Genomic DNA, 25,983 nt, shown 5'->3' with positions numbered 1-25,983 from the left:
CGCCGAACCAAGAATCCCCGTCGCATGGTCAGGAGGATGCACCATGATCGAGAAACGCAATTTTTACATCAACGGTCAGTGGGTTGCCCCATCGGTTACGCATGATTTTCAGGTCATCAACCCCTCGACCGAAGAACCATGTGCCGTGATTTCGCTGGGCGATCAGGCCGATACGGACGCGGCTGTTGCAGCGGCCAAGGCGGCGTTGCCCGGCTGGATGGAAACCCCGGCGGAAACCCGCATCGCGATGGTCGAAAAGCTGATCGCGCTTTATGCCGAACGGTCCGAGGATCTGGCCCAGGCAATGTCGTTAGAGATGGGCGCCCCGATCGACATGGCGCGTAGCCAGCAAGTCGGAGCAGGCAGTTGGCACCTGGCAAATTTCATCCGCGCCGCCAAAGCGTTTCCTTTTGAGCGGCCGCTGGGCGATCACGCTCCCAACGACCAAATCATCTATGAGGCCGTCGGTGTCGCCGCCCTGATCACACCGTGGAATTGGCCAATGAACCAGGTCACGCTGAAGGTCGGTGCGGCTGCGATTGCGGGCTGCACAATGGTTCTGAAACCCTCGGAGCAAAGCCCGCTGAACGCGATGATCTTTGCTGAGCTGATGGATGAGGCCGGATTCCCGCCCGGTGTCTTCAACCTTGTCAACGGTGACGGGGTTGGCGTCGGATCTCAGCTGTCCACGCACCCCGATGTGGATATGGTCAGCTTTACGGGATCCACCCGCGCGGGCACGGCGATTTCCAAAGCCGCAGCCGATACACTGAAGAAGGTGCATTTGGAACTGGGCGGCAAGGGTGCAAATGTGGTCTTTGCCGATGCGGATGAAAAGGCCGTCAAACGTGGCGTGCTGCACATGATGAACAACACCGGTCAAAGCTGTAACGCCCCTAGCCGGATGCTGGTTCAGCGTCCCATCTATGACGCGGCGGTGGAAACCGCAGCTGAGATTGCCAAAGGTGTCACCGTTGGCCCGGCGATGGAAGAAGGTCGCCATATCGGCCCGGTTGTGAACGAGCTGCAATGGAGCAAGATTCAGGACCTGATCCAAAAGGGTATCGACGAAGGCGCGCGCCTTGTCGCTGGTGGCACTGGCAGGCCCGAAGGGCTGAACAAGGGCTATTACGTGCGGCCCACGGTCTTTGCCGACGTCAACAACCAGATGACCGTCGCCCGCGAAGAGATCTTTGGACCGGTTCTGACCATGATCCCTTTCGATACCGAGGAAGAGGCCATCGAAATCGCCAATGACACACCTTATGGGCTGACCAACTATGTCCAGACGCAGGATAACGTCCGTGCCAACCGCATGGCCCGCGCTCTGCGGTCGGGTATGGTCGAGATGAATGGCAAATCCCGCAGCGCGGGTTCCCCGTTCGGCGGCATGAAACAATCCGGCAACGGGCGCGAAGGCGGCGTCTGGGGGCTGGAGGATTTCCTTGAGGTCAAGGCCGTCGGCGGCTGGGCTGCCGAGTAACCCACCTGCCGTCTAACCTGTTTTCGGGGCCCGTGCGCTATCTGCGCCGGGCCCTTTAGACTCTGAATCCGGCTCGAGATGAATCACAAAAACCGATCCGGGGAACTGATCGGTCAAAGCGTCTTCGATATCGTCACAGATATCATGGGCCGTCGCCACGCTCATGCCACCGTCAACGACCAGATGGAACTCGACAAAGATCATGCTGGCGGATCGACGGCCCCGCAGGTCGTGATATTCCAGCGCCCGGCCCAGATTCGCATCGATGATGCTCCGCACCTCATCCAGTTCGGGATCAGTAAGGGACACGTCCATCAGACCGTCAATCGACTTGCGAATGACCTTCCATCCCTCCCACAGAATGTTCAGGGCGACCAGAATGGCCAGGATCGGGTCCAGGATCAGCCAGCCGGTGGCAAGGGCCAAAACCAATCCGATGACAACGCCCACCGAGGTGAACACATCGGTAAAGATATGCTTTGCGCTGGCCTCAAGCGCCGGAGAGGCGTACTGCCGCCCGACCCGCAGCAACATATAGGCCCAGGCACCGTTCAAAGCGGTTGCCAGCACATTGATTGCCACCCCGGTCAGCGGGGCCTGGTCCAGATGCGACGATGACAGCGCGGCAACGGCCTCTCGCAGGATTAGAAGCGCCGCCAGCACGATCAGCACACCTTCGACAACAGCAGACAGGTATTCGGCTTTCTTGTGCCCAAAGGGGTGATTATCGTCAGGAGGTTTGCCGCCGATCGAAACCGCAAAGAACGCCAGCAAGGCCGCGACCACATTGACCACGGATTCCATCGCATCGGACAACAAGGCGACCGAGCCCGTCAGCCACCAGGCCAACAGTTTCAAGGCCAGAACCGCGATGGAAATCGGGATCGACCACAGGGCAAATTTCTGGATCATCGCTTTGGTGTCCTGCAACCTTGGGACAGGTCTATCACTTTGTTCGATGATCCCTATGGCTTTTTCTGATCAGAAATCAAGCGTCTGCTTGTGCCGCCTCATAGGCCAGCATGGCGCGTTTCACCGGCAGGCCCCAATGATACCCACCCAGCCCCCCGGATTTTCGCAGCGCGCGGTGGCAAGGGATCAGCCAACTGACCGGGTTTCGACCCACGGCCGTCCCGACGGCGCGCACAGCTTGCGGTGATCCCACCCGTTGCGCGATCTCGGAATAGGTTGTGACCTGGCCCGAAGGGATATGCATCAGCGCTTCCCACACTTTGATCTGCAGGGGCGAGCCTATCAGATACAGAGGCGTTGGTTCCAATCGGTCGCTCACCGCGCCAAATGCACTGAGCGCCCAGGGCCGCAGGCGCATCGGGTCCTCGACGAAATTGGCATTGGGCCAACGCGACAACATATCCGCCATGGCATTTTCTTCGCCGGTTTCGGCCCCAAAGGCCATTCCGCAGATGCCCTTGTCGGTGCCCATCACCAAAGCAGGACCAAAAGGACATTCAAACCATCCCCAATAGATGGTCAAACCGGCACCCCTACGGGCATATTCGCCGGGGCTCATGGATTCCCATTTCAGGAACAGATCATGCAGGCGACCGCTGCCGGACAGGCCAACATTCAGAGCGGTTTCCAGTGTCGTGAACCGCTCGCGCAGCAACGCCTTGGCATGGCCTAGCGTCAGATATTGCTGATACCGCTTGGGCGATACCCCGGTCCAACGTGAGAACAGGCGCTGGAAATGCGCGGGGCTCATATCCATCTGCTGTGCCAGTTCCTCAAGACTCAGGGCCTCTCCACCCTGATCAATCAGGTCAATCGCCCGGCGCATGACATTATAATGATAGCCGCTTTCTGGGGTCTGGACATTCATGGTCGCACTCCTTCGATAGACAGAAGATGGCCTGTTACCGACCAGAGTGCGACCCGATTCTTGCGCTATCTGCCCCTCAGACCTGCGGGATAACGGTATAGGGTGCCGCCTCTTCCGGGGGTGCAACCTTTTCCATGACGTTGATGCTGACATGCGGCCAGCGGATCAGACCGGGCTTCCCGTCAAAGCGTGGGAAGAAATCCAGACCGACATTCTGCAGATACATCATCAGCAGCTTGGGTTCACCGCCAATTCCCGGCTCGTCCAGCTCCATGATCCAAAAGATCGAATCCATAACCGCCGCGTTGGCTTGTTTGACAACAAACGGAATGTTGACGATCCCGGCATCCTCAAGCGCGGTGTTGAACGGCAATATCGTAGTTTTTTTCACATTGTTCGGTATTCCAGCTGCCAGCAATAGATGCGGGTGCACAGGATCGAAGCCTGGGAACCCCGGGGCGGTCACAACGCCGTTGAACGGATTATCGTGATAATGTTTGTAGGGCGAAAGATATCCGCTGTTCAGGTCTTTTGTGGCCCCTTCGGGCAGCCCGTCGACCACCGGAATCGTTGGCGGTCCATCGATCTCGCTCGCTTCTCCAAGACCTAACAACGAGTCGCCATGTGGCACCGTTCCCAAACGTGCAACGTTCAGATTGTTTGTGGTCAGATTGGTCATATGCAGAAACAGACCGGGCTCGTGATGGATGGCCAGATCGGCAGGTCCCGCCAGTCCGCTGTCGGGGCGATCTTCAGCCGAGAGCTGCGCGATGGACTGCTGATAATCCAGCGTAACCACAAACTGATCGGTGTTAATGGTCGGGTCTCCTGAGGCCGGGTTCGGACGCTCAATCCCGCGGTTTGGAACCGCTTTGTCAACGGTCGTGAATTGAAGCGTTTCCTCGAATTGATTAACCAGCAGACGATAGTTGAGACGGCTGCTAGGCTCGGTCGCAAACGGAAGCGCGATCATGTTCCAGCCACGTCCGCGCGTGCTGTCGCCGTTCTTCCAAACTCCGGGCAGTAATTTCAGGGGGCCGAGGTCTTCGTCGCCTTGATGGGCCAGCTCAACAGACCGATAACGGGACTGCATTTTTGCGGCAAGATCTGGGTTCGCCATGGATCAACCTTTCAATAATTAAATAAAATATCCGCCAATGCGGGAAAAATGCGCTGAAATAAGAATTGGCTGCGCATCGCGAGAATAACACGAATCAGGCTTACCCTACGTAATCCAAAACCCACAGCTATCCGCTAAGCAGATTCTTGCTTGTGTGGTTACCCGAGCCATCGGCTTGCCCTGCGCCGCAATACGTGCATACGTCGCCGCATGGCCAAGCAACTTGATTACCACACTATCCGAGAGATTTTTACCCGCTTTCAGCAGGCTGACCCGGAACCTGAGGGTGAGCTAGAGCATGTGAATGTCTATACTCTGGTCGTAGCGGTGGCGCTGTCTGCACAGGCCACCGATGTCGGCGTCAACAAGGCTACGCGCGCCCTTTTCAAAACCGCCGACACCCCGCAAAAGATGCTGGACCTGGGCGAAGATGGCCTGATCGAGCATATCAAAACCATCGGTCTATTCCGCCAAAAGGCAAAGAACGTCATCAAGCTCAGCCGTATTCTGGTCGAAGAGTATGACGGCGAAGTTCCCAATTCCCGCGCCGCGTTGCAATCGCTGCCGGGCGTCGGGCGTAAGACCGCCAATGTGGTGTTGAACATGTGGTGGCGCTATCCGGCGCAGGCCGTGGATACGCATATTTTCCGTGTCGGAAACCGAACAGGCATCTGTCCGGGAAAACATGTGGATGCGGTTGAACGCGCAATCGAAGATAACATCCCGACCGACTTCCAACTGCACGCACATCACTGGCTTATCTTGCATGGCCGGTATCACTGCAAAGCACGCAAACCTATGTGCGGAACCTGTATCATCCGCGATCTCTGCCAATTCGAGGACAAGAACCTATGAAAACCTACCAGCTCACCGGTATTGGAAACGCCGTTGTGGACGTGATCTCTCAGGCCGATGACAGTTTTCTGGAACTGATGGGCATCGAGAAGGGCATCATGCAGCTGATAGAACAGGAGCGGGGTGAACTTCTTTACGCCGCTATGGAAGGCCGCGTGCAAACGCCGGGCGGATCCGTTGCTAACACGATTGCCGGTGCCGGCGCACTGGGACTGAGCGCAGCCTTTATCGGACGCGTACATGATGATGCGTTGGGACGATTCTACGCAGAGGCGATGCACGAGGACGGTGTGGATTTCGTGAATCCGCCCGTACCGGGTGGAGAGCTTCCGACTTCGCGCTCGATGATTTTTGTCTCACCCGACGGTGAACGGTCGATGAACACCTATCTGGGGATTTCCTCGGAGCTTTCCTCGGCGGATGTGTCAGCCGGGGTCGCGGGTAACAGCCAGATCATGTTCCTTGAAGGCTATTTGTTCGACAAGGAAAAAGGCAAAGCTGCGTTCCTTCAGGCCGCACGGGATTGCCACAAGGGCGGCGGCAAGGCCGGGATCGCCATTTCTGACCCGTTCTGTGTTGAACGGCACCGGGTCGATTTCCTACTGCTGATCGAAAATGAACTGGATTTTGTGATCGGCAACGAGGCCGAGATCAAATCCCTGTTCGAAACCGACGATCTTGAGGATGCACTGGCGAAAACCGCCGATATCTGCCATCTGGTGGTCTGCACCCGGTCAGGCGACGGGGTAACTGTGCTGAATGAAGGTCAGCGCTTTGACATTCCGGTGGAAAAAATCGTTCCCGTCGACGCCACCGGCGCAGGCGACCAATTCGCAGCCGGGTTCCTGTTTGGCATGGCCACTGGGCGCGACTATGAGACCTGCGCCAAGATGGGCAATGTCTGCGCCCGTGAGGTGATCAGCCATATCGGCCCGCGCCCCAAGGCGGATATGATCGATTTGCTCAAGCAGGGCGGCTTGCTTTAATCGGATCAGGACTGGCCTATAATATGTGGGAGGGGGCAGAGCCCCTCCCCTCACAGTTATCCCTGCACGAACATGGCGATCCAGATGCCTACGAACATGAATATGCCGCCAAGATTGACCCAAGCGTGCCAAATCGCATAGCGGAAAGGCAGTGTCTTGCGGGCATAAAAGACTGTTCCGATCACATAGCTTGCCGCCCCGGCCAGAATGCACCACAGGACTGAAACGGGGACATCTTTCAGATCGGGTATGGCGCACAGCCCCAGCGCGCCCAAACCCAGATAAGATGCTGTTGACCATCGGGACTTGACCGTCTTGTTGGCGATCTTGTTCCAGATGGCCACCACAGTCAGCCCCCAGCACAACCAGAGCAAAGTCATGGTCCAGCCGGTACCGGCCAGCAGGAAAAAGGGTGTGAAGGTGCCGCAGATACTGGAATAGATTGCGGCATGGTCTATGCGTCGCAGCAGCTGCCGACGCTGGTGCCAGCGGGAAAAGTGATAAAAACACGAGGCCAGATTAGAGCCCAACGCACAGGCTACATAAACCAGAACCGCAAGAATAAGCCCGCTGTCGAGCATCAGGTACGATTTGCGGATCAGCGCTCCGCCAGCGGTCAAAATCAACGCCAGACCGATAAGATGCACGACCAGATCGGCGCGGCGGTGGCATGGGTCCGGACTGGGATAGGTCTGTGGGATCATGTCAGTTCAGGTGATCCGAAAACGCTGCAACCACGTGTTCATACACGTCGCGTTTGAACGGCACGATTTCGGCAACCAGCTGGCCCGGTTTCTGCCATTTCCAGTGGGTGAATTCGGGATGCTCAGTCTGAATGTCGATCTGATCGTCGCGGCCAGAGAACCGCATCAGATACCATTTCTGCTCTTGACCCCGATACCGACCTTTCCAGATCTTCGGCACGATGTCATGCGGCAGATCATAGGGCAACCACCCCTCGGTCTCGGCGATGATCTCGACCAGATCTGCCGTGACGCCGGTTTCTTCCCACAGCTCGCGCAGCGCCGCATCGCGCGGGTCTTCACCCTGGTCCACACCCCCCTGAGGCATCTGCCAGGCGTCCTTGTGGCGGTCGTTGCGCTGGCCGACGAATATCTTACCCTCGGCATTCATCAACATCAGCCCGACGCAGGGGCGGTAGGGCAGTTTGGCAATCTCTTCGGGGGTCATACGCGGCCTCGTAAACATGCTTTGGAGCGTCTGTAACAAGCAGCGGGCCCAAGGCAAAGGGTATGACGTTAGGTTTCGCGTGACAAAGATGACGCGAAGGTCAATCTGGCAGCCAAATTCTATAAGGGAGAGTTCTGGATGACTGCATACCCAAACATGCTGGCCCCGCTGGATCTGGGCTTTACCACGCTGAAGAACCGCGTGCTGATGGGCTCGATGCATACCGGGCTTGAGGAGACCGGCGATTGGAATCGGGTGGCCGAGTTCTATGCCGACCGCGCGCGCGGTGGCGTGGCGCTGATGGTGACTGGTGGGATCGGACCAAATCTTGAAGGTTCGGTACTGCCGGGGGCATCAATGATGACCAACGACAAAGAAGTGGCAAACCACTCCATCGTCACCCAACGGGTGCATGAGGCCGGTGGCAAGATCGCGATGCAGATCCTGCATGCGGGGCGCTATGCCTACGGGCCGAAATGTGTCGCACCCAGCCCAGTGAAATCTCCGATCTCTCCTTTCCCGCCGACCGAGCTGGACGAAGAGGGTATCGAGAAACAGATCAGCGATATCGTGAACGCCGCGGTCCTGGCCCAGAAAGCGGGCTATGACGGGGTCGAGATCATGGGGTCCGAAGGGTATTTCCTCAACCAGTTTCTGGTGACTCACACCAACAAGCGCGAGGACCGTTGGGGTGGCTCTTACGAGAACCGGATGCGCCTGCCGATCGAGGTCGTGCGCCGCACGCGCGAGGCCGTCGGCACGGAATTCATCATCATCTACCGCTTGTCGATGATTGACCTGGTTCCCAACGGATCTACTCATGATGAGGTTGTGGAACTGGCGCAGCGGATCGAACAGGCCGGCGCCACGATCATCAACACCGGCATCGGCTGGCACGAGGCGCGGATTCCCACCATTGCCACCAGCGTTCCGCGCGCGGCCTTTGCTTGGGTGACCAAAAAGCTGATGGGCAAGGTCTCGATCCCGGTCATTACGTCAAACCGGATTAACACGCCGGAGGTCGCCGAAGAAGTTCTTGCCACGGGGTGCGCCGACATGGTCTCGCTGGCCCGCCCGATGCTGGCAGATGCGGATTTCGTCAACAAAGCCATCGCTGCTGAGGCGGCGACGATTGCACCCTGCATCGCTTGCAACCAGGCCTGTCTGGATCACACATTCCAGGGCAAACTGACCTCGTGCCTGGTAAACCCGCGCGCTTGTCACGAAACCGAACTGGTGATCACACAGGCCGACAGCGTGAAGAAAATCGCCATCGTAGGGGCGGGCCCGGCAGGCCTGTCCACCGCAATGACCGCCGCGCAGCGTGGCCATGACGTGACCATTTTTGACCGTGCCCGTGAGATCGGCGGCCAGTTGAACATGGCCAAGCAGGTTCCGGGCAAAGAGGAATTCTGGGGTCTGGTCGAATGGTACCGCACCATGATTGCCGATTTGGGCATTAAGGTAGTGCTTGAGCGCGAAGTGGGCGCCGACGATCTGACTGGTTATGACGAGGTGGTAATTGCCACCGGTGTCGTTCCGCGTGATCCGAAAATCCCTGGTCAGGACCGAGACAATGTCGTCGATTATATCGACGTCCTGCGCCACAAGACCCCGGTTGGCAAATCAGTGGCCGTGATCGGAGCAGGTGGGATTGGCTTTGACGTGTCCGAATTCCTGCTGGAAGAAGGCCACAGCATCACCACCGACTTGCCTGCCTGGATGAAGGAATGGGGCGTTACCGACCCGGCCGAGCATCGCTCGGGGCTGGCACCTGAAGGGCCACAACCTGCCGCCCCCGCGCGCCAGGTGACTTTGCTGCAGCGCAAGGCGCAAGCCCATGGCAAAGGGTTGGGCAAGACCACCGGCTGGATTCATCGCGCAACGCTGAAGATGAAAAACGTCAATTTCGTCGGTGGCGTGAATTATGAGCGGATCGACGATGACGGGCTGCATGTGAGTTTCGGCGAAGCACGCGAGAACCCGACAGTAATTGCGGTGGATACGATTGTTCTGTGCTCGGGCCAGATCTCGGACCGCAGCCTGGCCGATACGTTGATCGAACGTGGCATCACCCCACATGTGATCGGCGGCGCGGATGTTGCAGCCGAATTGGACGCCAAACGGGCCATCAATCAGGGCACGCGGCTGGCAACCACTTTCTGATTTGCCTTGGCCCGGTCCAGAACCGGGCCAATCGCTCTGCTGGTATTGGGGTCAGTCGGCCAGCGCCAGCTTTGCACCCAATGCCCCAAAGGCCCCGGCGAAACAGCGCCTGACCCAAGCCATGACAGTGGGCCGCTGGATCACATAGTCGCGTGCCACCGCAGCGAAAGCGCCATAGCCAACAAAGACGACAAAGGTCATGGCCATGAAGGACAAGGCCAACTTGATCAGCTCTGCTTCGGCGGCACCTGTACCGGCGGGAATGAATTGCGGCAGAAAGGCCAGAAAGAACAAAGATAGCTTGGGGTTCAACACATTGATCAAGGTGCCCGTGATTGCAATCTTCACATACCCTTTTGCGGGTTTCTGGCTCTGTACATCCAATGCTCCGCCTTGCCGGACGATCCCCCAGGCCATGTAAAACAGATACAGCACCCCAAGGTATTTTAGCACCAGAAAGGCCAGCGCGCTGGTATGCAGCAGGGCCGCAAGACCGACGATACTGGCCAGCGCAGCAGGTACGATCCCTATGGTACAGCCAATCGCCGCCGCAAAACTGGCCCAAAAGCCACGCCCCAACCCAACCGCAAGCGTATAGATCACGCCGGTGCCCGGTAAAAGCACAACGATCAGAGACGTCAGTAGGAACTCTGTCGACATCCCAGCCCTCCCTTTCCTAGCACGCAGAATTTCCGGTTCGAAAGGAAAAGTAAACGCCATACATCACTGTGGCCCGGCGATATTCCTGAAAGCCCGCCGGATACCAACAGCAGAAGTCTCTTATCGCTTATTCAACGGTTATCGTAATCACCTCAGACACGATGGGCGTGGAATGCGGTACATGACCTGCATCGCCCAGCACTAGCTGAAGCGTATGTTCGCCTGCAGCCATTTCCAGCGTCACCTCGGTCTGACCGCCGCCAAAATGGATATGATTGTCATCCGCGGGCAGACCATAAGACAACTCATCCGCACCGTCCTCTCCCTGCCCCAAAGGCGGTCGGTCGATCAGCAGATGATGATGCCCGGTGTTTTCCTTTTCAGTACCCGCCGGCGCGACCCCCATGCCGCTGAGGCCAAAGACCACGGTGACCGGAGATTGGACAACGTCGCCGTCAGACAATTTCACAAAATAGACCTGCGCTTCGGGGTTTGATGGTGTTTCACCCCCGGCCAGAGCAAATGTCGCCGACAGGCAGGTTGCGGCAATAGCTAAAACAGCTTTCATAATCTTCTCCGTTGTCACAAATTTGCCATCCTCATGGTAGCATGTTTCGGCCCGAAATCGAGGATACCCGTTGTCAAAAGGCTTGTGGCCCATATGGAAACCACTGTTTCAGAGTTTCCCAAGCGCAAACGATCCGATTCAAATCCCTGATATTATCCCATGTCCGCCCTGTTTCCGCCCAGATTTGACGTAAAGATCAGTTAAAGAACCTACACCTGGGGAACAAGAATGGACCGACTGACCGAAATGGAAGCCTTCGCCAACGTGGTGGACCAAGGCGGTTTCACCGACGCGGCCAAGAAAATGGGCATCTCAAAATCGGCTGTGTCCAAGCACGTTTCCAGCCTGGAAGCACGCCTGGGCGCAAGACTGCTGAACCGCACGACGCGCCGCGTGTCACCAACCGAAATCGGGCTGGCCTATTATGACCGGGCCCGCCGCGTTCTGAATGACGCGGGCGAGGCTGATGCGCTGGTCACCTCGATGCAATCTGCCCCCTCTGGTCTGCTGCGGATCAGTGTAGCGACAGATTTCGGCGTGAATCACCTGTCTCCGGTTCTGTCGGGATTTCTAGCTGCCTATCCCGACATCACGGTGAATATGGTGCTGAACAATCGCTATGTTGAGCTGATCTCGGAAGGGTTCGACGTTGCCGTGCGGATTGGTGAGCTGGAAGACAGCACATTGCGCGCCCGCAAGCTGACCGAAACCGTCAAGCGGATGGTCGCCGCGCCCACCTATATCGAGAAATTCGGGCGTCCGCAAAAGATCGACGACCTGAACGAACACAAGCTGTTACATTATTCCAGCCAGTCTTCGGGCAATGTGTGGAAACTGACCGCGCCTTCGGGTGAAAAACGTCAGGTCCGCACCGCCGGGTGGCTCAGCGTGAATGATGGGCAATCCTTGTTGAACGCTGCGGTCTCGGGGCTTGGGATCGCGCATCTGCCCAGCTATCTCTATGCCGACGCGCTGAAGTCGGGCGAAGTTGTCGACGCAATGCCGTCGCTGCCCGATGAAGTGCAAGGCGTTTATGCCGTCTACCCGCCCGGTCGCTTTACGCAGCCCAAGGTGCGGGCATTCATTGATTTCCTCGTCGATGCCTTCAACGAAAAAGGCCCGATGGACTGGTAATTTCTCCCGGTGGAAACTGAACGGCCCGCACAAGTAGTGTGGGCCTTTTTTTATTCGCTTAACACGGCCAGCCCCATACTCTGCGCGACCGTACGCAAGGATTGGATCAGGATATTCTGTCCGGGCAGATCAGCTTCTTTTCTGCGGGAAAGAAGCGCGATATCGCGGTTGGCATTTGTTATGGTCAACGGGCGCAAATGGACTTCATCGCGGTAAATCCCCTGACGTCTTGCATACAGGTCCGGCAACACCGCAACCCCAACCCCCGAAGCCGCCATCAGCACGATGGAATCAAGCGTGGTGCCCTCGTATTCATCCGACACCACCCCGCCGCATTCCGCCGCAAGCGCATAGACGATCCGGGACAAACGGTGGCTTTGGTCCAGGGTCAGGATCAGCCGGTCGCGCAAATCCTGGGCGGTGACACCCTGGGTATCACCCGCCAGCACATCATCCACAGCGACCCCGATCCACAGGGATTCGTTGAACAGGCGCTGCTGGATTGTGTTCGGATGGTCCTCGGGCGTGGACAGGATCAGATCGAACCGACCGGATTTCAGCCCTTGTTCCAGATCACGGGTGTTTTCCTCGCGCACGACAATGCGCAGACCGGGGCGGTCCTGATGGACCTTTTTGATGACCTGAGGCAGCAGGTAGGGCCCGATTGAGGGCAACACGCCCAGCCTTAGCCGTCCTGAGACCGGTGTCTCGCTGCTCATCGCGTGGCGCAGATCCCGGACATCGGCAAGGATCTTCTGGGCGCGCTCGATGAACTCTTGGCCTTTGGCAGTCACCTGAACACCACCCCGGTTACGATCAAAGATGCGCAGGCCAAGTTCTTGTTCTACAGAGGCAATTTGCGCCGAGAGGCTGGGCTGGCTGACATTCAGAACCTCAGCTGCCAATCCAAATCGACCCAGTCGGCTGACCGTAACGATATATTCCAGTTGCCTTAGTGTTGGGCGCATTTCATAGCTTTAAACTATCCAAAATTTAGAAAGATAATATTTGGATAACAAATATAGGCAAGGCACTTAGCCCGCACTACCGGGACAGGAGCCAAAAATGCCCAGCGTGATCGAAACCCTTTCCAGCAACCTGCTGGTCCCAACCATCCTTTTCTTCGTCCTCGGGCTGCTAGCAGCTCTTGCCCGCAGCGATCTGTCGATCCCCGGTGGGGCAGCCAAGTTCATGTCGCTGTATCTGCTGTTGGCCATCGGCTTCAAAGGCGGCAGCAGCCTGGCCGAGCATGGCATCCACATGGATCTGTTCCTGACTTTGCTAGGCGGTGTGGCGTTGTCTTTTGTCATCCCCTTTGTGGCATTCGGCCTGCTCCGGGTCATGACACGGCTGGACGCGTTGAATGCGGCGGCTGTTGCCGGGCATTATGGATCAATCTCAATCGTGACCTTCGTCACCGCAACCAGCCTGCTGGATTTGGTGGGTCTTGATCATGACGGCTTCATGGTTGCTGTCGCCGCCGCGATGGAGGTTCCCGCCATCCTTTCGGCCCTTTGGCTGGCGCATAAAACCAGCAGCAAGGGCGTCAATGACAATGGGCTGTGGCGCGATCTGTTGGCAAACGGGTCGATTGTCCTGCTGACCGGGGCTTTCCTGATCGGCGCGGTCACGGGTGGCGAAGGGATGCAGATGATTGCGCCCTTCATCGTCACACCCTTCACCGGCATCCTGTGCCTTTTCCTGCTGGATATGGGCATTTCCGCGGGGCGCAGCCTGATCAAGAACCGCGACAAGCTCTCGCTGGGTCTGTTTGCCTTTGGAATGCTGATGCCCCTGATCGGCGCTGCGATGGCCTGGGTGGTCGGGGCGGTGATCGGCCTGCCCGAAGGCAGCCTGTTCCTGTTCATGGTCCTGTCTGCATCCGCCTCGTATATCGCTGTGCCCGCGGCGATGAAGATCGCGCTGCCAAAGGCCGAGGCCGGGATCTATCTGACCCTGTCGCTGGGTGTGTCCTTCCCGTTCAACATCACGATCGGGCTGCCGCTGTACCTGTGGTGGGTGATGTAGGGATCAGTTGATCAGCAGAACCGCCTCGACCCGGCGGTTCAAATCGCGACCTTCGGCCGTTGCATTCGAGGTGATCGGAGCCAGATAGCCGATCCCCCGCGCCTCGACCCGGTCGGAGGCCACGCCGTATTTCTCGATCAGCCGGGCGCGCACGGTCTGCGCCCGGCCGGTGCTGACCGAAATATTGGCCTCGAGTGCGCCAGTATCATCCGTGTGCCCGACCAGAGCCAGCCGCGTTCCGGGATTGTCCGACAAATACTGCGCAATCTCCTTCAGAGAGCCGAAAGGCCCCTCACCCAAGGTTATTTCGCCCGTGCGAAAATGCAGATCACCCAGAATCACATGGCCCTCCTGTGTAAGCTCTGCCAACAGCCCCTGCGCCTGATCGACCTCTTCTTCGATCACCAACGGAGGCGCGGCTTCGGCCCCTTCAGGTGACACGCGGATCATCTGCACATAGCCATCGGGCGGGTTTCGGCTGACCAACAGGCTCAGGACTTCGTCGCCCTTGGCAGCGGACAAAAAGCGATAGTCCTGGATAGCCACATACATGTCAGGCGTGGGGACAACTTCGGTTCCAAAGCGAAAATCGAAGCCGCCGCAGCTGCGGGCTTCGCAGTCAAAGAGAACCTCAAACCCCTGGGCTTTGATCTGCTCCCTCAGAGGGGCCAGCAGCTGTAAAGTAGTGCTCGCCCCGGCCTGCAGCCGCCAGGTATAGCGCTCGACACGTCCTTCAACCCGGCGCGCCGGTACCGTCCCGTCAGTATAGGAGCCAGTGGGCAGGTCATAGCTGTCCAACGGGCTTGTGCGGTCGCTGACCAAACGCGTACCCGAAGGAAGCGTCAGCTCCTGCCCGACAACAGGTGATGCCATGAGCAACAAGAATATAACGAGACGGCGGATCATCTTGATTGGGCGTGATACTCGGGGTTGGGGGACATCGCGGTCGCGCTTGCAACACGGTTCGACATGTTGAAAAAGCCGGTCACGTTGGCAATGTCCCAGATATCGCGGTCGCTAAACCCGGCATCCCGCAGGACCTGTCGGTCGGGCTCTTCGATCTTGGTGCTTTCGGTGGTCATTTTGGCCGCGAAATCCAGCATGGCACGCTGCCGCTGATCCAAAGGCGCAACCCGGTAGTTCATGACCAGCATTTCGCCCAGTTGCGGATCACCCGACAACTGCCTGACAGCCGCCCCATGTGCGACAAGGCAATAGAAACACTTGTTTATTGCCGACACGACCACCGCGATCATCTCGCGTTCAAGCTTGGACAACCCACTATCCGCTAGCATCAGATCATTATACATCGCGGTGAACGCGTTCAGCTTGTCGATGTCAAAGGCATAGGCCCGCAGAACGTTGGGCACAAAACCCAGCTTTTCGACGCAAATGTCGAAATATTTCTGCGTCTCCGGCGGCAGCGGATCCACCATCGGAAGGTTCAGCGCGGTGGGTAGGGTAAGATCGGTCACTTTGGGTTCTCTCCTTCAGCCAGCTGACGGTAATGGTATTCTCCGGCAAGCTCCATCCCAAGCGCGCGATAAAGGCCATTGGCACCCGCATTCGCCTTGGTGCAAATCACGCTGAGCGTCCCGGCGCCCTGATCCTGTGCCCAGAGCGCAGCCGCGCGCATCGCCCATTGGCCCAGGCCCTGACGGCGATGAGCGGGCAAAATCTCAAGTGCGTGGACCATGGCCACGTCCCCGTGCATCGCAACAAACCCGGTACCAGCAGGTTGGTCACTATGGCGAAGCAGCAGGCCGGTCTTGGGACCCGGGGCTCGCGCCATCACGGCCAGCCGCTCTGGGCCAATCCCGCCCTCGGCCCAGATCTCACGCATGATTGCCAGCGGCTCCCATATCGAGAACACCGTTACGCGGGGGAGCGGAAGATCAGTCAGATGCTCAACCGGGCAGGTGTAAATATTGACCGGATCCAACACGGAATAGCCCCGGCCTTCAAGCTGCGCATCCAGCGCCTCGTCCCCTGGCCACAGGCAAAAGATGCGCTTTTGTCCCAGTGCCTGCATCGCGACCTCGGCCGCCGCAATATCCTCATCCGAGGCAGGCCCCAGCGCATTGGCCGCACTTACCCGCGATCCGCCGCCCAGACCCTGACGCACCAGAAACGGCCCCAGCTTTTGGCGCTGCGCAGATGGCCATGTACCCTCGACGACGTCAGGCCAGGTAACGCTCACAGACCAAGCTCTTTCGCCAACCGGGTTGAGGCCGCGTCGATCCGGGCACCTTCGGTTCCGCGAATGACCACATTGGCGCCAAACACACCGTTGATCTGAAACGGATAACACCCGATGGACAAATCCTGAAAATCCGCTGCTAGTGCCGCAAGGGGGGCGGCGATATCGCCTTCGCCGCGATCCACCCGCAAGGTCTGGGACAGCAGAGGAACACCGCCGGTCAGACCCGGCAATACACTCGCTACCATCGCCTGAAAGACCGAGGGCACTCCAGCCATCACATGAACATTGCCGATGGTAAAGCCTGGCGCGGTCGAAACCGGATTGTCGATCAGCGCGGCACCATCAGGGATGCGCGCCATGCGCAAACGGGCAGCGTTCAGTTCCAGCCCGGATTTCTCGTAATGCGCTTCAAGCAAAGCGCGGGCATCGTCGCGGATGTCGATATGCGCGCCAAAGGCACGGGCGATGCAATCGGCGGTGATATCATCATGGGTCGGTCCAATCCCGCCGCTGGTGAAGACATGATCAAAATTTTCCGACAACGCCTGAACGGCGGCTTCGATTGCAGCGGCGTCATCGCTGACCACACGGACCTCTTTCAGGTCGATCCCTTGCTTGGTCAGCTCCTGCGCGAGATAATGCATGTTTGCGTCGCGGGTGCGACCCGACAGGATTTCATCCCCGATCACCAGCATGGCTGCGGTTGGATTTTGCATGGCCTGCGCCCCCTTGATCGACCCTTTCGGCAGGTATAGGCCCTGAAGCATGCGATTTGAAACCCCTCTTGTCCCCGCCCACCTGATCCGCCGCTATAAACGCTTTCTAGCCGATTGCAGGCTTGAGGACGGGCGCGAGGTGACAGCGCATTGCGCCAATCCCGGCTCGATGATGGGACTGGCCGAACCGGGCGAGAAAATATGGTTGGAGCCCAATGACGACCCGAAGAAAAAGCTGAAATACGGATGGCGGCTGGTCGATCACGAAAACGGGCATTTCACCGGCGTGGATACATCCGTCCCGAACCGGGCGTTGCGCGCGGCATTGATCGCGCGGGAGATCCCTGAACTGGCAATCTATGAAACTGTGCGCCCCGAGGTGAAATACGGCGAGAACAGCCGCGTTGATTTCCTGCTGACCCAGCCGGGCCTTCAGGACGCTTATGTCGAGGTCAAATGCGTGACCCTGTCTCGCGAACCCGGTCTGGCCGAATTCCCCGACAGCGTCACAGCGCGCGGAACCAAACATCTAAGGGAACTGACAGCTATGGTGGACGAGGGGCATCGCGCAATCCTGCTGTATCTGGTCCAGCGCACCGATTGTGAGCGAATTGCATTGGCCGCAGATATCGACCCGACCTATGCAGCGGCGTTCGAGGCGGCCCAAGCTAGGGGTGTCGAGAAACTGGTCTACGGCACACGGATATCGCCTGAAGGGGTTTGGGTAAACGTGACCGAAAGCCAATCGTTCATGCAGAAGCGTTGAAAAGGCCCTTTGATCCCATCCTGTGAATTCGACCTTCTAGCAACGTGGGATTCTCTGCGTGAGCAAGAAAACCGGGGCGCTGGCCCATCCTGATCTGAACACCCATTGTCTGCCGTAAGAAGTGGGATTGCGGCGAATGCGCTGCCTGTTTGCCGCTGGCACATCCGGCAATGACAACAATGTACGATCATTGGGTCTGCAGTCACGACCAGGCAGATATCTTCCATGAGTATCTGAGAAATGCGTCATTACACGCAGTGCTGTCATAGTCAGTCCCCAACCTTGATCCAGTCATTGTGGGTCGAGTTGCAGGACCATGAAGGTTAGCCAATCCGCCATTTCCTCGCTGACATCATAATAGGGTTTGATCGGCTTAAAACCGAGCTTTTGATACAATCCTCGTGCCTCAATTTGTTCTGGCCCGGTATCAAGATACATTCTTGAGTACCCAAATTCGCGGGCACGGTGGGTAAGATGCGTTGCAAGAGCCTGACCTACGCCTTGCCCGTGAAATTTCGGATCGACGAACATGCGCTTCATTTCGCAATTTTCTGAATCGAGTGCGCGCAGTCCGACACACCCAACGAATTCCTTATCAATGGTTGCGATTAACAGCGTTCCTGTGGGCGCTCCATATATGCGATGCAGGTCTGAGAGCTCTCGTTCAAATTCAACCGGGTCGAAATAACGAGCGACAAGATCGCGATAGGCGTGATGGCGCACGAACAACCAATCAACCAAGGCGCGCATCATGTTTTGTATGGCGGCGATTTCAGCGGGTGTCTGGGCGGTCTTGACGGCCACGCGCTGCAGAGCTGCGGTTTTCATTTGGGTGTTCCTTCGCTGGTTCTGTGTGTCTCTGATCGGCATGGCGACAGATACCAAAGCACCGCAGCCATAATGATCAAGGCTGGGATATCGCCCACCAAATGACCGATCTCCATATGGTCCCGGCTGACTTGAGCGGCCATAATCGCTGCGTGGACGACACTTGACCAAATGGCAAAACTGATCAGACTCATATGGTTTTGCGGGGCTGAGGATGCCCGGATCAGGAACCATCCCAGAACCGCGTAAATACCGCAGATCATCTGGAAATAGTGCTGACCTCCGCCACCATACCAGACCCAACCCGAAGGCCAAACAAGGGCCAGTGGATAGATCAGAAAACAGATGGACCCAAACAGGACCAAGGCGATCTTTAATCCCTTTGCGCGGTTTTGAGGGCTCATGCTGCGTCCGCCTTAGGAATCCATGCATAGGGCGCAAATTCCGCGTCTAGCGGCAGGTCCAGTAAGTTGGCTGTCATGTTGCTTAGCGTCTTGTTTGCAACGCCTATGATTACCTCCAACGCCTGCTCTGGGTGATACCCCGCCGCCAAAAACCCCGCGTATTCTGCGGTGCAGTCGCGACCACGGTCTGTTGTGAGTTTCCGGGAAAACCGTGCCAGAGCACCAAGACGATCGTCTTCAGGGTCGCGCCCCGCACGCATCGCTTGAACATGGCTGTCACTCAGTTCGGCATCAGCAGCAAAAGCTGTGTGACCCGCGACGCAGTAGCGGCACTTGTTGGCCACGCTAACCGCAAGTTGGATCACCTCGCGTTCGGCGGGCGACAGGCTGCTGTTCCCAAAGGCGCCGGTCAGCCCGGCAAACCCGGTCATCGCATCAGGAAGACCGCCATAGACGGCATAAACGTTAGGAACAAAGCCACGTGCCTGCGTGATCGCGTTGAATATCGGACGTGATTGTGGGGCCGCTGTCTGGGGCGTGTGTATGGATAGGGACATAAGCACTCTCTGTTTTGCAGATCCGCAGTTGGGCTGCTTGATGTCATGAGATCTATCTGACGGCGTCCCTACGCGATGCTTTACAGATTGGAGCAAAGCACTATACCGATTGGAGTGCCTTACTACACTTTCTGGAGTAACTTTGATGTCGCACAGCTATGGCCAATGGTGCCCCATCGCCAAATCAACTGAAATCTTGGGCGAAAAATGGACCATGCTGATTGTACGCGAACTGTTGATGGGCAGCACACGTTTTTCAGAGCTCCAGCGTGGGTTGGGCGCGATCTCTCCCACGCTTTTGACGCGCAGATTGGTCACGCTCGAGGAATATGACCTTGTCTATAAGCGTCGTATTCAAGGCGGTCGGGGGCACGAATACCTACCAACCGCAAGCTGCCGGCAGCTGCAGCCAATCCTACTGGCACTTGGAAGTTGGGGCATGGAATGGTCAAAGGCGTTTATGAGCGACGCGGATTACGACGTCGAGCTTTTGATGCTTTATCTTCAACGAAGTATTGTTCCCGAGAACCTGCCCGGCAGCAGGACGGTCGTGTTGTTCCAGTTTACGGATTTCGCTGAGCAACCTAAATGGTGGATCACGGTTGAAGGTGGCAATGTTGATGTCTGCACAACCGACCCCGGTCTGGACGTGGACGTATTCATCACAACCAAGGTGCGCGCGATGGCGGATGCATGGTTGGGTCACACGACCTATAAGGCTGCCAAAGCCTCTGGCGCGATGGAGATCATCGGACCGGCGGCTCTGACACGTAATATATCAAGCTGGCTTTCCGATTGCATTTTCGCAAGCTTGCCGAATGCCGAAGAGATTTTGGCGGCACGTTAGGACAATCTTAGCGCAGCGCCGGCCTGTGCCGTAATACTGTCGATAATCGTTCCAGCGGGTTCAGTGCTGTTAACCAGGCCAACGCTTTGACCTGCCCACATCGATAACGCTTCAATCTCACCGGTCATCGAATGATGGGGTGTCGTGGATTGATAGGCCTTGATTGGTGCGATGCCTCGCATTGCAACCGTTTCACCGGACCGGTGACGTGCCCGATTGCCGGGGCGACCCTCTGCTAGCCAACGATCCGCTATGGCGTTACGCAGCACGCGATGTGCAGCATTTGACCATCCAACATTATAAAGATCGGTCTCATGGACTGTGTCTGAATGCTGGGCCGCTAAAAGCTGTGCGATGTATTCGGAATGCGCCGCACTTTCTGGGGTTGCCAGAAAACGAGTTCCCATGACAACGCCGCTGGCCCCCAAACAGAGGACCGCAGCCAACCCGCGCCCGTCCGAGATACCTCCGGCCGCCAGAACTGGCACCGATCCTGCCACATCCACGACGGCCGGGATCAGCGGCAGGGTCGCAACGGTCCCACGAACATGCCCTCCTGCTTCCCAACCCTGCGCGACCAATACATCAACGCCCGCATCAACGGCGCGTTTTGCCTCATTCGCAGACGAGACGGTTTGGATTACCAATGCCCCGCTGGCATGCACTTGTTTTACGAAGGGCGCTGCATCCCCCCAGAAGAAATGCACAGCATGAGGGCGATGCGATAGGCAAAGCTCTAATCGGGCTTCTTGCGGCATGTCGAGGCAAAGGTTTACGGCAAATGGCGCGCCGGTCTTTGCCCGCAGGTTTGTAAGTTCAGCCTCAATAGTCTCTCTGCTGCTCCACGAGAAGGGCATGATCGGATAGCCGCCTGCATTGCCAACAGCAGCAGCCAAGTCGCTTTCCACGGCGCCGGCCATGGGGGCCAGCGCGATAGGGTGATCAACCGCAACCAGATCTGTAAACGCCGTCGAAATTGCGCGGGTTTTGATCGCCTTGTTCATGATTGAACTCCTTCAAGCCGCGTGGCGGTTTCGATTGGCAATAAGGTGATCGGAAAGGGCCTGCGCATCACCGCCCACGCCATCAATCAGCGCCGACTTCCGACGCCGCATGAAGGGCAATCCCAGGACGTATAGACCGGGTGCAACGATGCCCTGATCGTGGACCAAAATGCTCTTCCGGTCGAACACAGGAAGCTTCAGCCAACTGAATTCGGGGGAATAACCCGTTGCCCAGATGATGGTGCAGATCGCTCCGTTTCTCAGATTGGACATGAGGTGTGGCGGGTTGGACAATAACGTCGGGGGCAACAGCTGCGCCTCGGGAAGGCCTGTAATGTTCACGCGTTCGGCCCAGTCGTCGAAATGCTTAAGAAGGCGGCCGATCTTCAAGTCCGACATGGCACAGTGATTGGCAACTGAGCCGGAAAACTGCGCCATACCGTTTTGAATGCCGACCAGTCGACCCGTTACTGCAACCCCCATCGCCTGAAGCGTATTCAGGTCAATGGAGCCTATTCCAGAATCACCCATCAGTTGGAACGAGGGCACGCGGCGGGCGCGTTCGATATCGTCCACATCCTTGACGCGGACGTCCAGAATGCCGCTACGATCCATCCACCATTGAATATCCCGCCCACGATAACGCCGCGGCGCACGGATATGCTCCCCAACGGCAAGGGTCACAGCATGCCCCGCTTTGCAGAGTTCAGCGGCAACCTGCACGCCGCTGGCTGACCCTCCAACCACCAGCACACCGCCCTTTGCAACTTGATCAGGCGATTTATACGTTCCGAGCGACAGCTGCGTGACGCCTTCCGGAACAGCGCCCGCCAACTGAGGCAGTTTAGGCCGTGCGCAAGCCCCACTGGCGACAACGACATGGTCGCAGATCCAATCGCCCTTGTTGGTGCGAACCAGATAGTTGTTCCCGTGAGAGGTCACAGAATGAACAGCTGTGTGCTCTTCGACCGGGGCATCGATCGCATGGGCATAGTCACGCAGATAACCAGTGATCTGGGGCATGTTCATATACCCGTCCAGATCAGGTCCTTTATACCCATACCCCGGCAACCTTGACTGCCAATTTGGAGTAAGCAGCCGCAGGCTGTCCCACCTGTCTTTCATCCAGGACTGCGCCACCTCGCCCCGCTCCACCACAACATGCGCAACGGAACGGTCCGAAAGACACTTGCTCATTGCGAGCCCGGCTTGCCCGGCGCCAATGATGACAGTCGAAATATGTCGCATGACGCTCGCTCCTGTAGCAATCGCGGCCTAGGCGACGACCACATGTACGTTGGTCGGATTGGTCATAAGATCAAAAACAGTGGATCGTTTTTGTGACTGTGCGACCAAAGCGCGAATGTCATCGTCGCTTGCGTCAGCATCGATATCAAAGGTCACACGGACTGCACTGAAGCCGTTGCGAATGTCGGGGTCCATGCCCAATATCCCGCGCATATCCATATCACCCTCGACAACGCATTGTACGTCATGCAGTTGGATGCCCCGATGTTGCGCGACTGCAGCGATGCCACCGGTCAGGCAGCTCGCCAATGCGGACAATGCGATTTCCGGGGGGGTCGGCGCGCTGTCACGAGCAGCGAAAACTTCTGGATGGTCCGAGCAAATTGAAAAAGTTTCTTTGCGTGTGTGTTCTTCACCCAGGCCAAAATAGCCATTGATGGTATTGCGGCTTTCACTGCCGTCGACCCAGTCGCAAGTGCTGCGGAATGTGAAGGACGCAGCTTTTGGCATCTCGGCAAATGCGCCCCGTGCCCCGATCAGGGCCTCGGTATTTACGCCATTTGAAACGGGCTTGTCTTGGGGTTGCGTGGTCATTGTGTTGTTCCTTTAGAAGTGTGTGAGCTGTCGGTGCGGCTCGATACGACGACTTCTAGGGAACACGCGCTCTGCGTGATACTTCACGGTCGAAAGCAATCCACTACATATTTGATAGTAAGAAAAAGAAGCTAACGCCGCTAGCATTGCGAAGGATGGATCTGGCGAAATTGGCTATTTGCCTAAGCCGATTTGTTCTGTGCCTTTTTGCCTGTTTTGGTAGGCCGCTCCCCATGTTGTCCGGCAGTACCGTTGAGCGCTTGATGCCAAGCAGGCTTCTTGACAGGGTTTGCACCCGGGCGCCTCGCCTTGGGCTTTTTGGATTTAGGCATTGGGTGTCCTCTCTTGGTTGCAGGCAGGCATATTAGGTTTGCAACCGGATTGATACCACCGAGTTCAGGCTTGGACATGATGTTAGGCAACTGGAATCAAATCAATCCGATCGTACCCTTAAGTAGAAACGCATCAGGGATTGATTTGCCCCAACAACAAAACTGATCCTTTGTGAATGCTGCGCCATGTATCAACGGTGGCAATGGCGGGCTGCGACGCAGCATGACAGGGCCGGATCGAGTGGCTGCTCTAGGCTGTCCTCATCCAAGTAAATGTGTCTGAACCCCGAATTTCCTTCTGCCTCCGAGGTCTGGTCCAGCCCTACAAAGTCGAAAGCAATTTCTATACTTAAGTTCAACTGGGCAAACCGGCTGCGCCTAGGCCAGCAGCAAGGTGTTCGAAATCATCTGGTTGCCGCCACATCGTCTGAAACCCATGAGCGAGAGTGGAAACGGTTTCTTCATTCACTCGGATACCTCGGCTCATGAGTTCGTCGCGACGCTCGGCTGTAAAATTCAACGAGGGCTGCTTCGGCCTCTGCCTGACGATCTAGCTTTGCGTAGGAGGCCGCCGCCAGTGCCGTCGCCAAGGAATTGAGCCGAGCCTCTCCCATCAACAAACCGAGTGCCGCTTAGAAGTCTTCGCAGAAGAATTGTATCTGTCCCATAATCCAATCGATGGCCGGGGGGGGGTGCAAAGGATCCAACTGCATTGCCTCAGATACGACGTCACGAAAGGTACATGAACGATCGCGCGATTGTCGTGTCGAGGATTACTGCCCGTTCTAGCAGGGCCCGTGCCTTTGCCGTATCTCGGGCATTCAGGCCCTCGCGAAGGGCTTTGCCCTTTAGTATTAGCTCGTAAGCCTTCATTTCCTTTTCTGGCTTTCGGGTCGAACGATCGTCAACATCGTGCTGAACCCGCCCGGGGAGGACCGCCACGATGCTTCGTGTCACATCGTCTTGAACCTCCAAAATATCCTCTAATTCACGATCATTTCGATCCGACCACAACTGCGATCCCGAAATTGAGTCGGAGAGCTGCACCGAAACTCTGACCCGGCTCCCTGCTTTTCGCACACTACCTTCGACAAGATAATCCGCGCCCAAAGTCGCTGCAATTTCAGCTGGATCGGCTTCCTTGCCTCGGAAGCGAAAAGAGGCGTTCCTTGAGACCAACTGAAGCGTGCAAAAGCGCGACAATCCTGTGATGATGTCTTCTGTAATACCATCACTGAAAAAACTGTTCTGGATCATCGCTCAGGTTGTGGAATGGCAAAACGGCGATTGTGGACGAATTGCCATGGCCGCAGATATCGACCCGACCTATGCAGCGGCGTTCGAGGCGGCGCAGCTAGGGGTGTCGAGAAACTGGTCTACGGCACGCGGATATCGCCTGAGGGCGATTTGGGTGAACTTAGCCGAAAAACTATCGTTCATGCAGAAGCGTTGAAGGGGTAGTTTGAGCCCTGGGTGACCAATTTTGCATGACGAACGGACTGGCGCAATGCGCGGAAGGCCGCCTCCTCGTTTCATTAGTACGGTCCAATCCAAACGCACAGATCTGCTATTTTCGCCGCGATGCAGCTTTCGCATTCCTGCCGTTCGTCCCATCTCCTGTAATATTGCGTCGGTAATGACTCGGTCGTGGACTGAGCTGAGTCTCTGGGCGGCTTAGTCAACGGCGCGTGTTTCAAACTCGTACTCAAATCGTTCAATGTCGAGTTTATAAACTTGGTCGACTATCTCTCTTTCACGGGGGCCGTAGTAGCTTGAATAGTGAACTTTCTCAGTGCTGCTCTTATTAAGGTGCGGTGGTGTGCTTCTCACATCGAAAAGACCATATTCGAGCGCAACTTGTTCAACGACCTCGAAGTCGGATGCGAAGTTCTCCAGTTTCCCTAAGAAATCCAACTCCAAAGGTACGTAAAGAGATTGAGGAAGCCAATGATGATTGACCTTCTCTTTCGAGAATTGAAGGAACTGCAGAAAGTCCATGTCTTCTCGCCCACCCATAGAACGCAGTTGATTCACGCGAAAAGGCTGCGTCGTAAACATCTTCCAATTCGACACAGCTCTGGACCAAGGGTTCCGGACAAAAGAAAATCGAAAAAGGTTCTTTGAAAAAAGGGGCAGATGACGAAGGCTTTTGCTTTCATCTTCTCCAAAGAAAGATCTGCGGATAGAACTAGAAGCACTCTTGGGGACGTCAAAATAGACCAAAGGTGCGTTTACATACCGAAAAGTATAGTTTCCTCGTCCTCCGGAACCTGGGCAGCCGCACGTCGGACAGTCGCATTTGATGCGTCTTGCCGTAAAAAAGCTAAGTAACATATGGGCTTCCCTCCCGTGTCGATAGCGCCGCGTTTTCTAGCAAGATCGTTGATAGAGAGAAAGCAATAACTTTGTTTCGCCTATTGAAGAGACCGCGAATGAGGGCGGTTTTGCACTCC

General features: G+C 56.9%; 30 protein-coding genes. 9 read left to right on the top strand and 21 right to left on the bottom strand.

What is annotated here, in order from left to right; all coding sequences use genetic code 11:
* Positions 1–43: 43 nt before the first annotated feature.
* Positions 44–1,483, top strand: coding sequence for an aldehyde dehydrogenase family protein (locus AC2FH0_RS16390; RefSeq protein ID WP_496702571.1), 1,440 nt, complete (start codon positions 44–46; stop codon positions 1,481–1,483).
* A gap of 12 nt (positions 1,484–1,495) precedes the next feature.
* Here AC2FH0_RS16390 and AC2FH0_RS16385 read toward each other — a convergent pair whose 3' ends face one another.
* The 3 genes from AC2FH0_RS16385 to AC2FH0_RS16375 all read right to left on the bottom strand — a co-directional run bounded on the left by AC2FH0_RS16385 (position 1,496) and on the right by AC2FH0_RS16375 (position 4,416).
* On the bottom strand, positions 1,496–2,395 hold the full coding sequence (locus tag AC2FH0_RS16385; protein WP_142639994.1) for a cation diffusion facilitator family transporter: 900 nt from the start codon (positions 2,393–2,395) through the stop codon (positions 1,496–1,498).
* Positions 2,396–2,471: 76 nt separating this feature from the next.
* Entirely contained in the window at positions 2,472–3,323 is an 852-nt protein-coding gene (locus AC2FH0_RS16380; protein ID WP_281973788.1) for a bifunctional helix-turn-helix domain-containing protein/methylated-DNA--[protein]-cysteine S-methyltransferase, read from the bottom strand.
* Between the two features lie 76 nt (positions 3,324–3,399).
* Positions 3,400–4,416, bottom strand: coding sequence for a heme-binding protein (locus AC2FH0_RS16375; protein WP_496789843.1), 1,017 nt, complete (start codon positions 4,414–4,416; stop codon positions 3,400–3,402).
* 237 nt (positions 4,417–4,653) lie between these two features.
* Here AC2FH0_RS16375 and nth point away from each other — a divergent pair, with 237 nt between their 5' ends.
* A complete protein-coding gene (nth, locus tag AC2FH0_RS16370) occupies positions 4,654–5,298 on the top strand; it encodes an endonuclease III (RefSeq protein WP_271952085.1) in 645 nt (214 codons plus the stop codon).
* Positions 5,295–6,284, top strand: a complete 990-nt coding sequence (locus tag AC2FH0_RS16365) for an adenosine kinase (protein WP_496789840.1) — start codon at positions 5,295–5,297, stop codon at positions 6,282–6,284. Before nth ends, AC2FH0_RS16365 begins: the two co-directional genes overlap by 4 nt.
* 56 nt (positions 6,285–6,340) lie before the next feature.
* Here the strand turns inward: AC2FH0_RS16365 and trhA are convergent, their stop codons facing one another.
* Together trhA and AC2FH0_RS16355 are read right to left on the bottom strand one after the other, a co-directional pair.
* Positions 6,341–6,988, bottom strand: coding sequence for a PAQR family membrane homeostasis protein TrhA (gene trhA / locus AC2FH0_RS16360; RefSeq protein WP_496693056.1), 648 nt, complete (start codon positions 6,986–6,988; stop codon positions 6,341–6,343).
* A gap of 1 nt (position 6,989) precedes the next feature.
* Positions 6,990–7,475: an RNA pyrophosphohydrolase gene (locus tag AC2FH0_RS16355; RefSeq protein ID WP_496789838.1), complete on the bottom strand. Its 486-nt coding sequence runs from the start codon at positions 7,473–7,475 to the stop codon at positions 6,990–6,992.
* A gap of 138 nt (positions 7,476–7,613) precedes the next feature.
* Here AC2FH0_RS16355 and AC2FH0_RS16350 point away from each other — a divergent pair, with 138 nt between their 5' ends.
* Entirely contained in the window at positions 7,614–9,641 is a 2,028-nt protein-coding gene (locus AC2FH0_RS16350) for an NADPH-dependent 2,4-dienoyl-CoA reductase (protein WP_142639981.1), read from the top strand.
* Positions 9,642–9,692: 51 nt separating this feature from the next.
* Here the strand turns inward: AC2FH0_RS16350 and AC2FH0_RS16345 are convergent, their stop codons facing one another.
* Entirely contained in the window at positions 9,693–10,301 is a 609-nt protein-coding gene (locus AC2FH0_RS16345) for a LysE family translocator (RefSeq protein WP_142639979.1), read from the bottom strand.
* Between the two features lie 127 nt (positions 10,302–10,428).
* On the bottom strand, positions 10,429–10,869 hold the full coding sequence (locus AC2FH0_RS16340) for a DUF4399 domain-containing protein (protein ID WP_281973795.1): 441 nt from the start codon (positions 10,867–10,869) through the stop codon (positions 10,429–10,431).
* 228 nt (positions 10,870–11,097) lie between these two features.
* Between AC2FH0_RS16340 and AC2FH0_RS16335 the strand changes: the two genes are divergently transcribed.
* Positions 11,098–12,003 carry a LysR family transcriptional regulator gene (locus AC2FH0_RS16335; protein WP_496789836.1) on the top strand — a complete coding sequence of 302 codons (906 nt, stop codon included), beginning with the start codon at positions 11,098–11,100 and terminating at the stop codon, positions 12,001–12,003.
* Between the two features lie 50 nt (positions 12,004–12,053).
* Here AC2FH0_RS16335 and AC2FH0_RS16330 read toward each other — a convergent pair whose 3' ends face one another.
* Positions 12,054–12,971, bottom strand: a complete 918-nt coding sequence (locus AC2FH0_RS16330) for a hydrogen peroxide-inducible genes activator (RefSeq protein ID WP_271952069.1) — start codon at positions 12,969–12,971, stop codon at positions 12,054–12,056.
* A gap of 97 nt (positions 12,972–13,068) precedes the next feature.
* Between AC2FH0_RS16330 and AC2FH0_RS16325 the strand changes: the two genes are divergently transcribed.
* A complete protein-coding gene (locus AC2FH0_RS16325) occupies positions 13,069–14,031 on the top strand; it encodes a sodium-dependent bicarbonate transport family permease (protein WP_496707036.1) in 963 nt (320 codons plus the stop codon).
* A 3-nt stretch (positions 14,032–14,034) separates the two neighbouring features.
* Here the strand turns inward: AC2FH0_RS16325 and AC2FH0_RS16320 are convergent, their stop codons facing one another.
* From AC2FH0_RS16320 to AC2FH0_RS16305, 4 genes are read right to left on the bottom strand one after another with little or no spacing between them, the layout of a single operon-like run.
* On the bottom strand, positions 14,035–14,904 hold the full coding sequence (locus AC2FH0_RS16320) for an OmpA family protein (protein ID WP_496789834.1): 870 nt from the start codon (positions 14,902–14,904) through the stop codon (positions 14,035–14,037).
* Between the two features lie 29 nt (positions 14,905–14,933).
* Positions 14,934–15,506, bottom strand: coding sequence for a peroxidase-related enzyme (locus AC2FH0_RS16315; protein ID WP_496692746.1), 573 nt, complete (start codon positions 15,504–15,506; stop codon positions 14,934–14,936).
* Entirely contained in the window at positions 15,503–16,231 is a 729-nt protein-coding gene (locus AC2FH0_RS16310) for a GNAT family N-acetyltransferase (RefSeq protein WP_496714243.1), read from the bottom strand. The genes AC2FH0_RS16315 and AC2FH0_RS16310 overlap by 4 nt, the downstream gene beginning before the upstream one ends.
* The gene (locus AC2FH0_RS16305) at positions 16,228–16,950 is read right to left on the bottom strand and encodes a competence/damage-inducible protein A (RefSeq protein ID WP_496703584.1); all 723 of its coding nucleotides are present in this window, start codon (positions 16,948–16,950) and stop codon (positions 16,228–16,230) included. The genes AC2FH0_RS16310 and AC2FH0_RS16305 overlap by 4 nt, the downstream gene beginning before the upstream one ends.
* Positions 16,951–16,999: 49 nt before the next feature.
* Here AC2FH0_RS16305 and sfsA point away from each other — a divergent pair, with 49 nt between their 5' ends.
* Positions 17,000–17,716, top strand: coding sequence for a DNA/RNA nuclease SfsA (gene sfsA, locus AC2FH0_RS16300; protein ID WP_496789833.1), 717 nt, complete (start codon positions 17,000–17,002; stop codon positions 17,714–17,716).
* On the opposite strand, the gene AC2FH0_RS16295 is transcribed toward sfsA, so the two are convergent.
* From AC2FH0_RS16295 to AC2FH0_RS16280, 4 genes are all read right to left on the bottom strand, one after another.
* Entirely contained in the window at positions 17,641–17,943 is a 303-nt protein-coding gene (locus AC2FH0_RS16295; RefSeq protein ID WP_496789830.1) for a GFA family protein, read from the bottom strand. The genes sfsA and AC2FH0_RS16295 overlap by 76 nt on opposite strands.
* A gap of 64 nt (positions 17,944–18,007) precedes the next feature.
* Entirely contained in the window at positions 18,008–18,544 is a 537-nt protein-coding gene (locus AC2FH0_RS16290; RefSeq protein ID WP_496692751.1) for a GNAT family N-acetyltransferase, read from the bottom strand.
* Positions 18,541–18,948, bottom strand: a complete 408-nt coding sequence (locus AC2FH0_RS16285) for a DUF6632 domain-containing protein (protein ID WP_496789829.1) — start codon at positions 18,946–18,948, stop codon at positions 18,541–18,543. Before AC2FH0_RS16285 ends, AC2FH0_RS16290 begins: the two co-directional genes overlap by 4 nt.
* On the bottom strand, positions 18,945–19,505 hold the full coding sequence (locus tag AC2FH0_RS16280) for a carboxymuconolactone decarboxylase family protein (RefSeq protein ID WP_496789828.1): 561 nt from the start codon (positions 19,503–19,505) through the stop codon (positions 18,945–18,947). The genes AC2FH0_RS16285 and AC2FH0_RS16280 overlap by 4 nt, the downstream gene beginning before the upstream one ends.
* Before the next feature lie 145 nt (positions 19,506–19,650).
* Here AC2FH0_RS16280 and AC2FH0_RS16275 point away from each other — a divergent pair, with 145 nt between their 5' ends.
* On the top strand, positions 19,651–20,352 hold the full coding sequence (locus AC2FH0_RS16275; protein WP_496703513.1) for a winged helix-turn-helix transcriptional regulator: 702 nt from the start codon (positions 19,651–19,653) through the stop codon (positions 20,350–20,352).
* Here the strand turns inward: AC2FH0_RS16275 and AC2FH0_RS16270 are convergent.
* The 4 genes from AC2FH0_RS16270 to AC2FH0_RS16255 all read right to left on the bottom strand — a co-directional run bounded on the left by AC2FH0_RS16270 (position 20,349) and on the right by AC2FH0_RS16255 (position 24,787).
* Complete coding sequence (locus tag AC2FH0_RS16270; protein WP_496789827.1) at positions 20,349–21,356, bottom strand: NAD(P)H-dependent flavin oxidoreductase; 1,008 nt, start codon at positions 21,354–21,356, stop codon at positions 20,349–20,351. The genes AC2FH0_RS16275 and AC2FH0_RS16270 overlap by 4 nt on opposite strands.
* A gap of 12 nt (positions 21,357–21,368) precedes the next feature.
* The gene (locus AC2FH0_RS16265) at positions 21,369–22,604 is read right to left on the bottom strand and encodes an NAD(P)-binding domain-containing protein (protein ID WP_496709454.1); all 1,236 of its coding nucleotides are present in this window, start codon (positions 22,602–22,604) and stop codon (positions 21,369–21,371) included.
* A 27-nt stretch (positions 22,605–22,631) separates the two neighbouring features.
* Positions 22,632–23,198 carry an OsmC family protein gene (locus AC2FH0_RS16260; RefSeq protein WP_496692757.1) on the bottom strand — a complete coding sequence of 189 codons (567 nt, stop codon included), beginning with the start codon at positions 23,196–23,198 and terminating at the stop codon, positions 22,632–22,634.
* Positions 23,199–24,259: 1,061 nt separating this feature from the next.
* Positions 24,260–24,787 (bottom strand): hypothetical protein, encoded by a 528-nt coding sequence (locus AC2FH0_RS16255; protein ID WP_496789825.1) that lies wholly within the window; start codon positions 24,785–24,787, stop codon positions 24,260–24,262.
* A 46-nt stretch (positions 24,788–24,833) separates the two neighbouring features.
* Between AC2FH0_RS16255 and AC2FH0_RS16250 the strand changes: the two genes are divergently transcribed.
* Complete coding sequence (locus tag AC2FH0_RS16250) at positions 24,834–24,983, top strand: hypothetical protein (RefSeq protein WP_496692760.1); 150 nt, start codon at positions 24,834–24,836, stop codon at positions 24,981–24,983.
* Between the two features lie 221 nt (positions 24,984–25,204).
* Here AC2FH0_RS16250 and AC2FH0_RS16245 read toward each other — a convergent pair whose 3' ends face one another.
* Positions 25,205–25,864 (bottom strand): sulfotransferase family 2 domain-containing protein, encoded by a 660-nt coding sequence (locus AC2FH0_RS16245; protein ID WP_496692761.1) that lies wholly within the window; start codon positions 25,862–25,864, stop codon positions 25,205–25,207.
* Positions 25,865–25,983 lie beyond the last annotated feature (119 nt).

The organism is Ruegeria sp. CDSC051, from assembly GCF_059610665.1.
Note: the sequence above shows the minus strand (reverse complement) of the source record. Positions and strands in the feature narration are given on the sequence as shown.